Source organism: Streptomyces sp. NPDC006997, from assembly GCF_040635175.1.
In the GTDB taxonomy this organism is placed as follows: Bacteria; Actinomycetota; Actinomycetes; order Streptomycetales; family Streptomycetaceae; genus Streptomyces.
This window is the reverse complement of the sequence record NZ_JBEYHH010000020.1, coordinates 50,483-63,633: the sequence shown is the minus strand read 5'-3', so window position 1 is coordinate 63,633 and position 13,151 is coordinate 50,483. Positions and strand designations below refer to the sequence as shown.

Annotated in this window: 12 protein-coding genes and 1 pseudogene; 5 read left to right on the top strand and 8 right to left on the bottom strand. The window is 74.4% G+C overall.

Annotation, left to right across the window (positions count from 1 at the left end; all coding sequences use genetic code 11):
• Positions 1–107 precede the first annotated feature (107 nt).
• Positions 108–557: a hypothetical protein gene (locus ABZ659_RS21105; RefSeq protein WP_360222074.1), complete on the bottom strand. Its 450-nt coding sequence runs from the start codon at positions 555–557 to the stop codon at positions 108–110.
• Positions 558–714: 157 nt separating this feature from the next.
• The gene (locus ABZ659_RS21100; protein ID WP_360222071.1) at positions 715–1,485 is read right to left on the bottom strand and encodes a hypothetical protein; all 771 of its coding nucleotides are present in this window, start codon (positions 1,483–1,485) and stop codon (positions 715–717) included.
• Between the two features lie 217 nt (positions 1,486–1,702).
• On the opposite strand from ABZ659_RS21100, the gene ABZ659_RS21095 reads away from it, so the two are divergent.
• Both ABZ659_RS21095 and ABZ659_RS21090 read left to right on the top strand, forming a co-directional pair.
• A complete protein-coding gene (locus ABZ659_RS21095; protein WP_360222068.1) occupies positions 1,703–2,953 on the top strand; it encodes a cation:proton antiporter in 1,251 nt (416 codons plus the stop codon).
• A gap of 77 nt (positions 2,954–3,030) precedes the next feature.
• A complete protein-coding gene (locus ABZ659_RS21090; RefSeq protein WP_360222065.1) occupies positions 3,031–4,329 on the top strand; it encodes an ArsB/NhaD family transporter in 1,299 nt (432 codons plus the stop codon).
• Between the two features lie 43 nt (positions 4,330–4,372).
• Here the strand turns inward: ABZ659_RS21090 and ABZ659_RS21085 are convergent, their stop codons facing one another.
• The gene (locus tag ABZ659_RS21085; protein WP_360222062.1) at positions 4,373–4,957 is read right to left on the bottom strand and encodes a hypothetical protein; all 585 of its coding nucleotides are present in this window, start codon (positions 4,955–4,957) and stop codon (positions 4,373–4,375) included.
• Positions 4,958–5,166: 209 nt separating this feature from the next.
• On the opposite strand from ABZ659_RS21085, the gene ABZ659_RS21080 reads away from it, so the two are divergent.
• The gene (locus ABZ659_RS21080; RefSeq protein ID WP_360222059.1) at positions 5,167–5,643 is read left to right on the top strand and encodes a CBS domain-containing protein; all 477 of its coding nucleotides are present in this window, start codon (positions 5,167–5,169) and stop codon (positions 5,641–5,643) included.
• A 19-nt stretch (positions 5,644–5,662) separates the two neighbouring features.
• On the opposite strand, the gene ABZ659_RS21075 is transcribed toward ABZ659_RS21080, so the two are convergent.
• On the bottom strand, positions 5,663–7,957 hold the full coding sequence (locus ABZ659_RS21075) for an ATP-binding protein (protein WP_360222056.1): 2,295 nt from the start codon (positions 7,955–7,957) through the stop codon (positions 5,663–5,665).
• 47 nt (positions 7,958–8,004) lie between these two features.
• Complete coding sequence (locus ABZ659_RS21070; RefSeq protein WP_360222053.1) at positions 8,005–8,952, bottom strand: cytochrome P450; 948 nt, start codon at positions 8,950–8,952, stop codon at positions 8,005–8,007.
• A 404-nt stretch (positions 8,953–9,356) separates the two neighbouring features.
• On the opposite strand from ABZ659_RS21070, the pseudogene ABZ659_RS21065 reads away from it, so the two are divergent.
• Positions 9,357–9,680 (top strand): annotated as a pseudogene (locus tag ABZ659_RS21065) (DUF2236 domain-containing protein); the annotation flags it as partial.
• On the opposite strand, the gene ABZ659_RS21060 reads toward ABZ659_RS21065, so the two are convergent.
• Complete coding sequence (locus tag ABZ659_RS21060; protein WP_360222050.1) at positions 9,653–9,802, bottom strand: hypothetical protein; 150 nt, start codon at positions 9,800–9,802, stop codon at positions 9,653–9,655. The pseudogene ABZ659_RS21065 and the gene ABZ659_RS21060 overlap by 28 nt on opposite strands.
• 137 nt (positions 9,803–9,939) lie before the next feature.
• Between ABZ659_RS21060 and ABZ659_RS21055 the strand changes: the two genes are divergently transcribed.
• A complete protein-coding gene (locus ABZ659_RS21055; protein ID WP_360222047.1) occupies positions 9,940–10,590 on the top strand; it encodes a CBS domain-containing protein in 651 nt (216 codons plus the stop codon).
• Between the two features lies 1 nt (position 10,591).
• On the opposite strand, the gene ABZ659_RS21050 is transcribed toward ABZ659_RS21055, so the two are convergent.
• Both ABZ659_RS21050 and ABZ659_RS21045 read right to left on the bottom strand, forming a co-directional pair.
• Positions 10,592–11,278 (bottom strand): helix-turn-helix domain-containing protein, encoded by a 687-nt coding sequence (locus ABZ659_RS21050; protein WP_360222044.1) that lies wholly within the window; start codon positions 11,276–11,278, stop codon positions 10,592–10,594.
• An 11-nt stretch (positions 11,279–11,289) separates the two neighbouring features.
• Positions 11,290–12,960: an XRE family transcriptional regulator gene (locus ABZ659_RS21045; RefSeq protein WP_360222041.1), complete on the bottom strand. Its 1,671-nt coding sequence runs from the start codon at positions 12,958–12,960 to the stop codon at positions 11,290–11,292.
• Positions 12,961–13,151: the final 191 nt, after the last annotated feature.

The following is a 13,151-nucleotide window of genomic DNA, read 5'->3' as shown; positions in this document are numbered from 1 at the left end:
CGGGTCCCTCTCAGGAGGTCAGGGGGGAGCCGGGCCGCTCGGTCGGTGCCGGGGCGGGGCCGGGTGGTGGCGGCAGCGGTGTGCCGGGACGGCGGTGCGGGGCGCGGTCAGGCGGCGCGGCGGGGGTGGGGGCGCGCGCCGGTCGGGCCGTCGGTGGGCCGGGGCGGTGACGCCGACCGTCCGGGCCGTCGCCGGGGGGCGCGTCGGTGGCGGTCCGTCAGCCGTACCATCCGCCGTGTCGTCCGCCAGGCGACGAGCAGCGCGCCGGCCGTCGTCACCAGCCGCAGCGCGCCCGCCGGGGCGCCGGTGGGCACGAGGTGGGCGAGCAGGGCGGCGGCGCCGACGGAGACGCCCCAGGCGACCACCGTCAGCAGGGAGAAGGCGACGGCGACCGGTACCCCGTCCAGGCCCCAGGCGCGCAGGTCCGCGTCCGCGTCGAAGGCGTCCACGGTGGTCAGGCGCAGGGCGGCCAGCAGCCAGAAGACGCCGACGACGACCAGGGCGGCCGTCAGCGGCAGGGTGGGCAGGCCCGTGGCGGCTTCCAGGAACGTCTCCATGGTCCGCACCCCCTCTCCCGTGCTGCCGGTGTACGGCATCGGCGCCGACCGCCATGTGTGCCGCGGCCCATGCTGACCGCCCAGGAGGCCCTCGCGCATTGCCGGTTCCCGGCAGTGTTCCCTCGCTTTTGGATGCCGGTCAGCCGCTCACGGGGCGTCAGGCGCGCTTCCGCCGCGGTGCCGACGGGTCCGCGGCGACGAGTGGGGGCACCTGTTCGTTCCACTGCCGGGCCGCGTCGTCCAGACCGCGGACGACGGACCGCCGTATCCGCGCCGCGACGAGGCGCAGGGCGACGGCGGTCAGGGGCCGCAGCGGGCCGCGACCGCGCACGGAGACGGTGACCCGGACCTCCCAGCGGCCGTCGTCGGCACGGCGGACGGGCTCGGCCCGCGCCTCCGCGCGGCCCAGCCGGTGGTCGAGGCGGACGCGTGCGGGGGCGGCGCGCGGGGCGCGCTCGTGGTCGAACGCCGTCCACCAGTCCTCCGGCCGCAGCCGGGCCCGGCCCCGCACCCGCCGCAGCGACGGCCAACGGCCGCTGCCCGCCGCCTCCCCCGTGACCTCGACCAGCCGCGGCCGGTCCAGGCCGCGCAGCACGCCCTCCATCCGGAGGGTGCCGTCGGATCCGCCCGCGTCGAGGCCGAGCCGCACCCCGCCCCGCCGGTCCCACTGCCGGATGGTGACGCGCGCGGAGGCGTCGGCGTCGGAGGCGGCGTCGGAGGCGGAGGCGGAGGCGACGTACACCGCGCCGGGCCGCAGGTGCCGCCCCGTCACCAGGCGGACGTCCGGGACGGCGGTGCCGTCCGGCAGGAGCACCCGACCGGCCTCGGCACGGCTGTCCCGCGCCAGGTCGTCGAGGAGGGCGAGGGCCGCCAGGGCCCAGGACCGGGGGACGGCCTCGACGAGCACCGTGTGTCGCGCACTGACCATGGCGGCAGGATGCCGCCCCGCACACCGGGGCGGTCAGACCCCGGCACGGCAGGACCCGGCCCCGGCACCATGCCGGGATCCGGCAGCGAGGGTGGGCTCAGAGTGCTCGTGGGACCCCTGTCAATGCCGCGTAAGGACCGTGTAGGGTTCCCAGCGGTGTGCCGGGAAGCCTGGTCGGCGTCTTGACAGAAGTCTCTTTGCCGATCGGGGGTACACCATGGTGCTCGTCGTGGTCTTCGGGGTGGCGCTGCTCATCGCGGTGCTGTTGTCCGGGCTGGCCGCCCGGACCGTCCTGTCCACGTCGTTCCTCTTCCTCGTCGGCGGCGCGCTGGTCAGCGACGGGTTCCTCGGGCTGATCCACATCACGCCGGAGAGCGAGATCGTCTCCGTCACGGCGGACCTGGCGCTGTTCGCGGTGCTGTTCACCGACGGGATGCACGTCTCGTTCCCCAAGCTGCGGGAGAACTGGAAGAACCCGGCGCGGGCGCTGGGGCTCGGGATGCCGATCGCGTTCGTCGGCATGGCGCTGATCACGCACTTCCTGGTGGGCCTGGACTGGACGACGTCGTTCCTGGTCGGCGCGGTCCTCGCGCCCACCGACCCGGTGTTCGCCTCGGCGATCGTCGGGCGCAAGGAGGTCCCGGCGAAGCTGCGTCAGTTGCTGAACGTGGAGAGCGGCATCAACGACGGGCTCGCCCTGCCGGTGGTGCTCGTCTTCATCGCCGCGGCCGGGCCGACCAGCGGGCACGTGGAGGCCGACCTGCCGACGATCCTGCTGGAACTGGTGCTCGGCCTGGTCTTCGGTGTGGTCCTGCCGTTGGCCGTCGTCGCGCTGGTGCGGTTCCGGCTGCTGGGCGCCGAACCCAAGCTCCAGCCGCTGCTGCCGCTGGCCGTCGGCGTGACCCTGTACGCGGCCTGCCACCTGACGCACGCCAACCCCTACCTGGCGGCGTTCTCGGCGGGCGCGGTGCTCACCGCCTACTCGCCGGAGGCGAAGGAGGCGTTCGAGCCGCTCGGTGAGGCGCTGGCGGAGCTGGCCAAGTTCGCGGCGCTGCTGGTGTTCGGGGCGCTGCTGACGCCGTCGCTCTTCGGTGACCTGTCCTTCGGCGGCTATGTCGCGGTGGTCCTCGCCATCGTGCTGATCCGGCCCGCGTCGCTGCTGCTGTCGCTGCTCGGCACCCGCTTCACCCGGCGGGAGAAGCTGGTCGCGGCGTGGTTCGGGCCGAAGGGCTTCGCCTCGGTGGTGTACGGGCTGCTGGTGCTCCAGGCCGGTATCCCGCGGGGCGAGGAGGCGTTCACGCTGATCGCCGTCTGCATCGCCTTCTCGATCATCGCGCACAGCTCCACGGACGTCCCGATCGCCCGCCTCTTCGACGTCGAGGACCTGGCCGGGGTGGACGGCGGCGACGAGGAGCCCCGCACCGCCCCGGACGACAAGGCCAACCAGGGCGCACGGGTCGGCGCCTGACCCTTCCGCACCAGCCCCGTACGGACGGGCGGTGGCCGATCCGGCCGCCGCCCGAGGACACGACACGTCGGAGAATCGTGAACGACTGGCACAGTTGGGCGGCGATCGCCGTCTTCGTCGGCGCCTACGCCCTGATCATCAGCGAGAAGATCCACCGGGTGGCGGCGGCCCTCGGCGGCGCGTCGCTGATGCTGGCCATCGGGGCGACCGACGACAAGTCCGCCTTCTACTCCGAGCACTCCGGTATCGACTGGAACGTCATCTTCCTGCTCCTGGGCATGATGATGATCGTCGGGGTGCTGAAGAAGACCGGCATGTTCGAGTACCTGGCGATCTGGTCGGTGAAGCGGGCCCGCGCCAAACCGTTCCGGGTGATGGTGATGCTGGTCGTCATCACCGCGCTGGCCTCCGCCCTGCTCGACAACGTCACCACCGTCCTCCTCGTCGCGCCGGTGACCCTGCTCGTCTGCGAGCGCCTGGCGCTGCCCGCGGCCCCGTTCCTGATCGCCGAGGTGCTGGCCTCGAACATCGGCGGCGCCGCGACCCTCGTCGGCGACCCGCCCAACATCATCATCGCCAGCCGGGCGGGCCTGACCTTCAACGACTTCCTGGTGCACATGGCCCCGCTCTCCGCGGTGCTCGTCCTGGTCCTGATCGCCCTGTGCCGCTTCCTGTTCCGCAGCTCGTTCCAGTACGACGAGAAGCGCGCCGCCGAGGTCATGGCGCTGGAGGAGCGCGAGGCCATCCGCGACCCCCGGCTCCTGGTCCAGGGCCTGGTCGTCCTGGGCCTGGTGGTCGCCGGGTTCGTGCTGCACCCGGTGCTGCACTACGAGCCCAGCGTCGTCGCCCTGCTCGGCGCCGGACTGCTCGTGGCGATCTCCACCGCGGAGACCGGGGAGGTCCTGCGCGAGGTGGAGTGGCCCACCCTCGCCTTCTTCGCCGGACTCTTCATCATGATCGGCGGCCTCATCGAGACCGGCGTCATCGGCGAGATCTCCACCGCCCTCGCGGACGCCATCGGCGACAACGAACTCGGCGGCTCGATGCTGCTGCTCGGCGCCTCGGCCGCGCTGTCCGGCATCGTCGACAACATCCCGTACGTCGCCACGATGGCCCCCATCACCAGCGACCTGGTCGACTCCATGGGCGGCGGCGGGGACCACGTGATGTGGTGGGCCCTGGCCATCGGCGCGGACCTCGGCGGCAACGCCACCGCGATCGGCGCCAGCGCCAACGTCGTCGTCCTCGGCATCGCCGAACGCAGCCGCCAGCCGATCTCCTTCTGGCAGTTCACCAAGTACGGCCTGGTCGTCACCGTCGTCACGGTGGGACTCGCGGCCCTGTACGTCTGGCTGCGCTACTTCGCCCTCGCCTGACGCCTCCGCGGTGCCGTGCCGGGCTCCCGGCACGGCACCCGCGTCAGCCGGTCTTCCAGCCGCGCGGGCTGTCGAACCGCTCCCAGTCCGCCTCCCACCGCGCCATCCGCTGCCGGTCCAGACCGAGCCGCACCAGCCACACGGCCGCCAGCACCGCTCCCCCGGTCCCCAGCGCCGTCAGCACCCCGCCCGCCGCCATGTGCATCCGGGCCTCGCCCGCGCTCAACGGCTCGGGTACGACCTCGCCGCTCCGGTCGGCCCACACGGTGACCGCGCTCCCGGCCGAGGACCTCGCCGGTACCCGCGCCTCGTCCGTGTGCGTGACGCCGTCGGGTCCGGTCCAGCGGACCGTCGCCCAGACCCGGTAGTCGGACGGCAGCCGGGACGGCATCTGGTCGCCCGCGTCCTCGACGAGTTCCGCCGTCACCCGCTGCCGCTCGGCGCGCTGCGCGTCGGCCGCCCGCTCCACGCCGTGCGCCGCCGCCATGCCCGCGAGCGCGCCGCCGAGCAGCGCGAGGACCCAGCCGAGCAGCACGACCCAGGCTTCGACGACGTCGCAGCGCCGCTTGAGCGGGCTGCGCCGCCATCGCCACAGCCGCACCCCCCTGGCTCGCCGCGACGCAGGCATCGGCCGACACCCCCTTGTGAGCACCCGACGGCACCCTTCCAGTGTGCTCCCGCCCGCCCCGAACGGCACCGCCCCCGGCACCCGGGCGGGCGCCCTCCGGAACACGGGTGGTCCGTGCCCTGGCCGGGCGCCCGGCGGTGTACGACGCTGGGTACGGAGAGCTACGCCGTTGGCTGTGCCGCCCGCTGAGGGCCGACGAGGAGGTCGCCATGCGTGCCCGTGAACTGGCCGTCGACTACGAGACGGTGGACGTCGACAGCGACGCGCTGGCGGCGGCCCGGCTGATGGCCGAGCACAGCCTGCCCGGGCTGCTGGTGCTGGACCGGCGCGGCGCCCCGAAGGCGGTCCTGCCCGCCGCCGAGATGATCAAGTTGCTGGTGCCGAACTACGTCGTGGAGGACCCCGCCCTCGCCGCCGTGGTCGACGAGGCGCACGCCGACCGGCTCTGCCTGGCGCTGGTGGGCCGCCGGGTCGGCGACTGCCTGCCCGGCAGGGCGGCGCCACCGCCGGTCGCCGACCCCGACGACACCGCCCTGGAGGTGGCCGCGCTGATGGCACGGGTGCACAGCCCGGTGGTGGCGGTGGCGGAGCGGACGAAGGACGGCCCGCGACTGCTCGGCGTGATCACCGCCTCCCACCTGCTGCACCGGCTGCTCACCCGCACCGGGACGATCGGCGCGCCCTGAGCACCCGCGCGGCGGTGCCTCACTCCCGAGGGCGGGGGAACGTCTCCAGGGCCCGGGCGAGGCCGCTGAGGTCGGTGCCGATCTTCCGGTACACGGCCGACAGCAGCTGCCGTACGCCCTGCTCGGTCAGGCGCAGGTCCTTCGCGACCACGGCCGGCGCCTGGCCCAGCGCCGTCCGCTCGGCGGCCTCGCGCTCCTGCGCGGTGAGGGTGTCGGTCTGCGGGTAGCGCAGCGGCAGCGGTCGCAGTCCGGCCGCGGCCAGCTCGCCGCGCGCCCGCGTCGCCAGTGCCTCGGCACCGCAGTGCACGGCGGCCTCCAGGCCCTGGTACAGCCGGTCGGCGGCCTCCTGCACCCGGCCGGTCCGGGACAGCGCGGCGCCGTGTCCGACCAGCGCGCGGGCCAGTTCGTAGGCGGCCGGTGACTTCAGCAACTGCTCCACGGCCCCTTCGTACAGCTCCAGCGCGGCCGGTCCCCCGGTCACCCGGGCCTCGGTGTGCAGCGCCTGCCCGATCACCGACGCGGCGCCGAAGTCCCGGGCCCGCTTGACGGCGTCCCGCGCGAGCCGGACCGCCCGCGCCGGGTCGGTCGGGGCGAGCGCGTCCGCGAGGTCCTGGCGCCAGGAGCACCACCCGGGGTTGCGCCAGCCCCGGGCGTCCAGCCGCTCCCCCACCTCCGTCAGCAGCCGCTGCGCCTGCGCGCTCCGCCCCTCGGCGATGAGCAACTCGGCGTAGACGGTGCGCGGATCGGGGTAGATGACGGCGTTCGGCACGACCCCGCCGTACCGGTAGGAGTCCGCGAGCCGCCGCGCGTCGGCGGTCCGGCCGCGGGCGAGCAGCGTCTTGATGAGGACTCCGACGGCGAACCACTGGGCGGGGACGGCGCCTTTGACGCGGTCGGCGGTCTGGAGGCCCTCGCGGGCCCAGTGCTCCGCGTCGGCCAGACACCCCCGGCGGAAGCGGATGTACCCGAACAGGGTCTGGCCGACGGCCAGATGGGAGCCGCGCCAGCCCGTGCGCTCGCACTCGGCCATGCCCTGGGTGAACAGTTCCTCGGCACGGCGTGGCTGGTCGCCGTACATGAAGATCAGAGCGAGGGAGACCGGGATCTCGAAGCCGCGGTTCTCCGCGGTCCAGCTCATGCCGCCGTTCAGGGCTTCCTCGGCGCAGGCGAGGACGGAGCTGCGGGGTTCGCCGCGCACCAGGGTGTCCCAGGCCCACAGCCCCAGGATGTAGCGCTCCTCCAGACCACGGCCGGTCAGCCGTCCGGCCAGCCGGCCCAGCCTGCGGGACCGGGCGGCCGAGTCGGGTTCGTCGGCCCGGAACATGCTCCACACGAAGTGGTCGGCCTGCATACGCAGCCGGACGCGGGCGTTGGCCGCCTGCCGAGCCTCCTCCGCGGCGACGGTCGCGGCCTCCTCGATGCGGTCCGTGTGGGCCAGCGCCTGGGCGAGCCGGTACACGATGGCGGCGCGCAGGTCGGGGTCCACGCCGGGTTCTGCCAGCGCCTCCCTGAGCAGTCCGACGGTGGCGGTGGGTTCGATCAGGAAGGTGGAGCAGGCGAGTTCGTGCAGGACCTCCACGCGCTCCTCAGGAGCGGGCGGTTCCTGCAGGGCCCGGCTGAGCAGTCGGCGGGCGGCCTCGGGCGCTCCGGCGCGCAGGCACTCACGGGCGGCCTGCCGCAGACAGGCGACCGCCTCGTAGTTGCCCTCGCAGGGGACCTCCAGCAGGTGCCGGGCGGCGGCGGTGGGCCCGAGACCCGCGGCACGGACGGCCACCGCGGCGGCGTTGTGCAGCCCGATGCGCAGCGACGGGCGGATGGAGCGGTAGATCGTCGTGGCGATCAGCGGGTGCACGAACTCCAGCTCGTCCCCGAGCGCGTTGCCGTCGGCCAGGATCCGGGCGGCGCGCAGTTCCCCGGTCGCCTCCGCCGCCGACTCCCTGCCGATCACCGCGATGGCGGCGGCGAGTTCGGGAGCGAAGTGCGCGCCGAGCACGGCTGCGGCCTGCGCGAAACGGACGGTGCCGGTGCCGAGCTGCTCCAGCCGCTCGATGAGCCCGGGTCCCTTGACCGCCGCCGCGAGGTCCCGCATCACGGGCAGTTCCCCGGCGGTGCCCTTGGCCTTCCGCTCACCGAGTCTGATGGCCAGTTCGACGGCCTCGAACGGGCTGCCGCTGGTGGCCGCCCAGCACTCCTCGCAGAACGCGTCCTCGGCCTCCTCTCCCACCTGCTCCCGGACGATCCGCGCCACACCGGCCCGGGTGAGCGGCGCCAGGGTGTACGGGCGGTTCCCGTGCCGGGCGACCAGTGTCCGCAACGGGGAGGCCTCGGGCGGCAGTTCGTCGGGCCGGTAGGCGACGACGATCAGCAGCGGAAGGTCCTCGGTGCGGGAGGCGAACGAGGAGAGCCAGCCGAGGGACTGGCCATCGGCCCAGTGACGCGGCGGGTGTGGCCGAGCCGGGCCAGGTCGGCGTGGTCCGGGGCCCGGCCACCGGCGAGGACGTCGTCGACCTCCTCGTGCAGCCGTCGCTCGGCGTCGGGGTGGTCGGCGAGGAGGGCGAAGGCGGAGGCCAGGCACATCGCCGTGGTCTCGACGCCGGTGAGGAGCAGGGTGACGAGCTGGTCGTGGATCTCCCGCTCCCCCGGCGGCCCGACGCGCCCGCCGGTGTCGCCAGCGGCCTCCAGCAGGGTGGCCAGGAGGTCGTCGTGCGGAGGGCCGCCGCGCCCGCGTTCGGCGACGATCTCGGCGACGAGGGCGTGCAGCCGGGCCAGGGCGTCGCGGTAGCGCCGGTTGGCGGGGGTGGGCACTCTGAAGGGCGCGTCGAAGGGCACGACCGTGCGGACGAACAGGCCCCGTGTGACGGTGCCGAGGCAGTCGCGCACGGTGGCGGAGCGCTCGGCGTCCAGGGAGCCGGAGAACAGCAGGCGGCTGGTGGCCCGGGTCGTCAGCGCCATCATCTCCGCGGTGACGTCGACGCGTTGGCCGGGTCGCCAGGCGCGGGACAGGGCCCGTGCCTCCTGTCCCGTCAGCCGGGTGTGCCCGGCGACACGGGCGGGGCGGAACGCGGGCTGGACCAGTCTGCGCTGGCGCCGGTGGGCGTCCTGGCGGCAGGTGACGAGGCCGTCGCCCATCAGGGCGCGCAGCCGGTCGAAGAGGGGGCCTCCCTTGTCGTAGGTGTGCGGGTCCGTGAGGACCTGGCGGACCACGTGCGGATGGCAGGCCATCCAGGCGCGGACGGGGCCCAGCCGGATCTCGACGAGATCACCGCGCGCGGGAAGGGAACTCAGGAAATCCAGCGGGCGACGGAACAAGGCAATAGCATGGCTGGCGAGCGGGAATATGCCTGGCGCCGTACCCACTGTCCATATTCGCTGCGGCTCGGTCACGGCATCGGTCATCGGACACCCCCTGCCTCAGTCGACACACGGAAATCGGCGTTCCGCCACCGATACACGCTTGAATTCTTGTTCTGCCCAGTCCAACCCGGGTACGGCGCGTTGAATCCTCTGAGCGCGGGGGCGCACGGGTGCACGGAGAATCACGGGCGAACATCAGTCAACGGGAATGTGCACGGAATATTCCTTGACTTCTTCCGGGGTTCCGGCGCGGAATTCCGGCCGCCGCTTGGAGAGAGTTTCGAAGGTGACACGCAGCTCGGACTCGGGGTCCGCGCCCGGCCGCCGTTCCGGGTGCTGACGCTCACCGACCGGGCCCCGCGCTCGGCTTCCCCCGCCAGCCGCGCTGGCTGCGCACCGCCACCCACCGCGCCCTGCGGCTCCGCGCCGGGCTGATACGGCTGCTGCCGCCCCGCCCGGAGCGGCTGCCGCGTCGGCCCAGGGCGCGCAGCTACCCCTTCGGCTGGACCTTGGACGACCTCGGCCCGCACTGGTCCCGGTCCCGGCCGCTCACCCCGCTCCCGGACGAGCAGCCACCGGCCGAGGGGCAACCGGTCGAGGCGCGGCAGGCCGAGGGGCAACCGGTCGAGAGGCGACCGGTCGAGGCGCCGCCCGGTCAGGCGTCCGGCAGCGGCGCGAGGTAGCGGCGGGCGATGGCGCGGGCCTGGTCGTCGTCGTCCGTCTCGATGCAGCTCGCCGGGTAGGCGTCGTCCGTACCGCTGTCGCTCCGCGGCGGGCCGGTCGGTCCGGAGGGGTCTGGGCCCATCGGCCCGGCGCGGGGCCCGCTCAGCCCTGTGCGCCGGGGGCCGCGCCGCGGAACCTGGAGTGGAGGAGCCCGCGAGCGGCGCGGGGTCGCCATCAGGGCCGCTGTCGAGGTCCGCGACCGGTCGAGGAGGAACAGTGATGAAGGCCACCAGTATCGGCGCGGTCATGGTCGGCGACGTCGTCACGGCCGACCGGGACACCCCGCTCCAGGACGTCGTCCGCAGGCTCCGGGACCACCGTGTCAGCGGTCTGCCGGTGGTCGACGAGGACGACCGGGTCGTCGGTGTGGTCGCCGAGCGTGACCTCGTGCTGCGCGACCCGGACGGCGGGACGGCCGCGGGGGTGATGTCGGCGCCCGCCGTCACCGTCCACGCCGAGGCCCCGGTGCCCGAGGCCGCCCGGCTGATGGCCGAGCACGGCGTCAAACGGCTGCCCGTGGTCGACGAGGAGGACCGGCTCGTCGGCATGGTCACCCGCCGTGAGCTGCTCCAGGTGTTCCTGAGCACCGACGACGACATCCGGCGTGAGATCAGCCGGAAGGTCCTGACCGACGCCCTCGGCGTGCCCGCGCGGGCCGTCGACATCGCCGTGCGGGACGGCGTGGTCACGCTCACCGGCCAGTTGGAGCGGCGCAGCGACACCGCCGTGGCGGTCGGCATGACCAGCCGTCTCGGCGGTGTCGTCAGCGTGCTCGACCAGTTGTCCTACCGTGTCGACGACTCCCCTCCGCGCCCGGCGGAGGAGGCGGCGCCGCACGGTGTGACGGACGACCACGTCAGCGGGGTCTGAGTCAGGGGCCGGGGGTGCCCTCGATCAGCCGCCGCAGGGACGGCAGCAGGGCGTCGAGGTCCTGTCCGCTGCGGAAGGCGACGACGGTGGTGCCGCCGTCCCGGGTGGCCGTCTGTTCGGCGGGCCCCGGGAACAGCGCGAGCACCTCGCGCATCGCCTCGTCGACCTCCCGCACCGGGTCCGCGGACTCGTCCCGCAGCCACCGCCGCAGCACGTGGTTGTGGGCGGCGACGACCGCAGCCGCCATCAGCTCCGCCCGCAGCGAGGCGGAGGCCGTCGGGTCCCCCATCCACTCGGCGATGAACTCCCGGAACAGCCGCTGGTAGCGGGCCACGCTGGCGATCTCCCGGTCCCGCAGCACGGCGACCTTGCTGGTCAGCGCGTACCGCCGACGGGCCAGGTCGCCCTCCTCGACGTAGTGCAGCAGCACCAGGCGGACCGCGTCGGAGACGGCGACCAGCGCGGTGCTGTGGCTGGACGTCGCGAGCCGGTCCTTGATCAGCTCCAGCATCCGGTCGTGGTCGGGGAAGATCACCGCTTCCTTGGACCGGTAGTGCCGGAAGAACGTCGTACGCCCGACCCCCGCCCGTTCCGCGATGTCGTCGACGGTCGTCTGCTCGTACCCCCGCTCGTCGAAGAGGGCGAAGGCGGCGTCCGCGAGCCGGATCCGGGCGGGTGACTTGCTCATGACCGACCATCCTAGGTCGGCCCCGGGCGGTCGCCCGGCCGGACCGGTCGCCGGGGCCCCGGGACGTACGGGGGCAGGTGGGTCCACCAGCGGGCCCGGGAGCGGAGGGCCGGCGGGAGGCGGGGGTCGGCGGCGAGGAGGCGCAGCCAGTGGCGGTCGCCGCCGATGCCGAGGGCGTAGACCAGGTCGCCCAGGACGCGGACGCTGAGGTCGCTGCCCGCGTGGGCGGCGGCGCCGTGCAGGGACAGTGCCGTGGTCCAGAAGTCGTCGCCGCTGCGGCCGCCCGTGTGCGCGAGCGCGCGGGCGGCGGCGTCCGCCACGGCGGCCGGGACCCCGCCGCGCAGCACCACGCGCTCGGCCTGGCGGCGCTCCGCGGGTCCGCCGAGGATGCCCAGGGCGTGGAACAGCCGGACGGTGGCCTCGGTGTCCCGGCCGAAGCCCAGCCGGGTGATCTCACGGCCCACGGCCGTGGCGAGCGGCGCCCGGTAGGGGGTGGCGTACAGGAGCAGCAGGGCGTGCAGGCGGACGTCGAAGACCGGGTCGGTGAGCGCCTCCTCCAGCAGGACCGGCAGGGTCGTGTCGTGGAAGCGCCCGGTCTGCCGGGGCAGCAGCGACACGGCGGAACCGGCGATCCGGGCGACCAGCACCGCGAGGTGGCGTCGGGTCTCCGGCGCGACGCTCTCCGGTGGTGGGCCCGTGGCGTCGGCGCCGCCCGCCCGGGCGCGCAGGGACGGCGGCAGGCCGCCCGGATCGCGGGCGCGGGCCAGGTCGAGGACGGAGCCCGCGAGGACGCGGGTGTCGTGGAAGCGCGCGCCGGTCTCCCGGAGCAGTTCGGCCGCGTACCCGGCGACCTGCCCGACCTGGTCGGGCCGGAAGTGGCCGTGCCTGAGCTTGCGGACGCAGGCCAGCAGGGCGCCGTAGCGGGCGTCGTCGTTGGTGGGGTCCGCCAGTTGGGCCAGGACCGACCGGGCCGCGTCGGGGTGGGCGCTGCCGTCGAGCAGGCAGACCGTCTCGATGTAGGCCTGGTTGGTCGGGTCGGCGGCCCAGTCGGCGAGCGCCGCGATGGCCGCGGGGGCGCCGGAGGGGTGTCCCAGCAGGCGGTTGAACGCCTCGAAGCGCTGCCGCCAGGCGCGTCCGTCGGAGACCACGGTCTCGGTGAGCAGGCGGTGGGCGACGGCCGACCAGTCGCTGGAGCGCAGCCGCAGGCTGGAGCGGGCCGCGAGGTAGGCGGTCAGCTCGTCCCAGTCGGTGCCGGTCACGGTGTCGTGGCCGGTCACCGCGTCGAGCAGGTCGTCCACCCGGTGGCCGAGCGCGGCCAGGTGCCGCGGCGGGCGCGCGAGCGGGGCGCCCGGCGAGAGATAGCGGTTGAGGGTGTCGACGGCGCTGCTGAGGTGGTCGGGCGGCAGCGCGAGGAGTTCCTCGTAGCGGCGCACGGCGAGGTAGGGGACCTCGGTGACCGCGGTCTCCCACCGGGAGATCCTGCTCGGGTCGGCCTGGTCCGGCCAGCACCCGCCGCGGAAGGCGGCGGCGAACGCGTAGGCCCGGGTGGCCCATTCGGGAGAGGCGCCGTACAGCCGGTTGACCCGTAACAGCCAGGCCGTGCGGTGCCGCGCCGAGAGCCTGCCGCCGCCCGTCGGCGGGGTGACACCGCGGTACGGCCGTCCGCGGTCCGCGTTTACCACAGAACGCCCCCATGCGACGACCTTTGTTGCACTGTCCGCATCCGTGTGCAATCTACCGGCTGCTTGTCCGTCGTGCCCCCTAAAGTTCCTTTCGATCAACGACCTGAAGGGGGACGTACCATGATCGACACCGGCTCTGACGTCATCGGCCCCGAGGACCCCGACGACGCCTGTCACAGAAGGGCTTGACG

Bases quoted from the DNA above. Each gene is read 5' to 3' on its own strand.
- ABZ659_RS21085 (WP_360222062.1), bottom strand. From the start codon at position 4,957: ATGCCTGCGTCGCGGCGAGCCAGGGGGGTGCGGCTGTGGCGATGGCGG.
- ABZ659_RS21060 (WP_360222050.1), bottom strand. From the start codon at position 9,802: ATGGGCCCAGACCCCTCCGGACCGACCGGCCCGCCGCGGAGCGACAGC.
- ABZ659_RS21095 (WP_360222068.1), top strand. From the start codon at position 1,703: ATGGTGCTCGTCGTGGTCTTCGGGGTGGCGCTGCTCATCGCGGTGCTG.
- ABZ659_RS21050 (WP_360222044.1), bottom strand. From the start codon at position 11,278: ATGAGCAAGTCACCCGCCCGGATCCGGCTCGCGGACGCCGCCTTCGCC.
- ABZ659_RS21105 (WP_360222074.1), bottom strand. From the start codon at position 557: ATGGAGACGTTCCTGGAAGCCGCCACGGGCCTGCCCACCCTGCCGCTG.
- ABZ659_RS21080 (WP_360222059.1), top strand. From the start codon at position 5,167: ATGCGTGCCCGTGAACTGGCCGTCGACTACGAGACGGTGGACGTCGAC.
- ABZ659_RS21100 (WP_360222071.1), bottom strand. From the start codon at position 1,485: ATGGTCAGTGCGCGACACACGGTGCTCGTCGAGGCCGTCCCCCGGTCC.
- ABZ659_RS21055 (WP_360222047.1), top strand. From the start codon at position 9,940: ATGAAGGCCACCAGTATCGGCGCGGTCATGGTCGGCGACGTCGTCACG.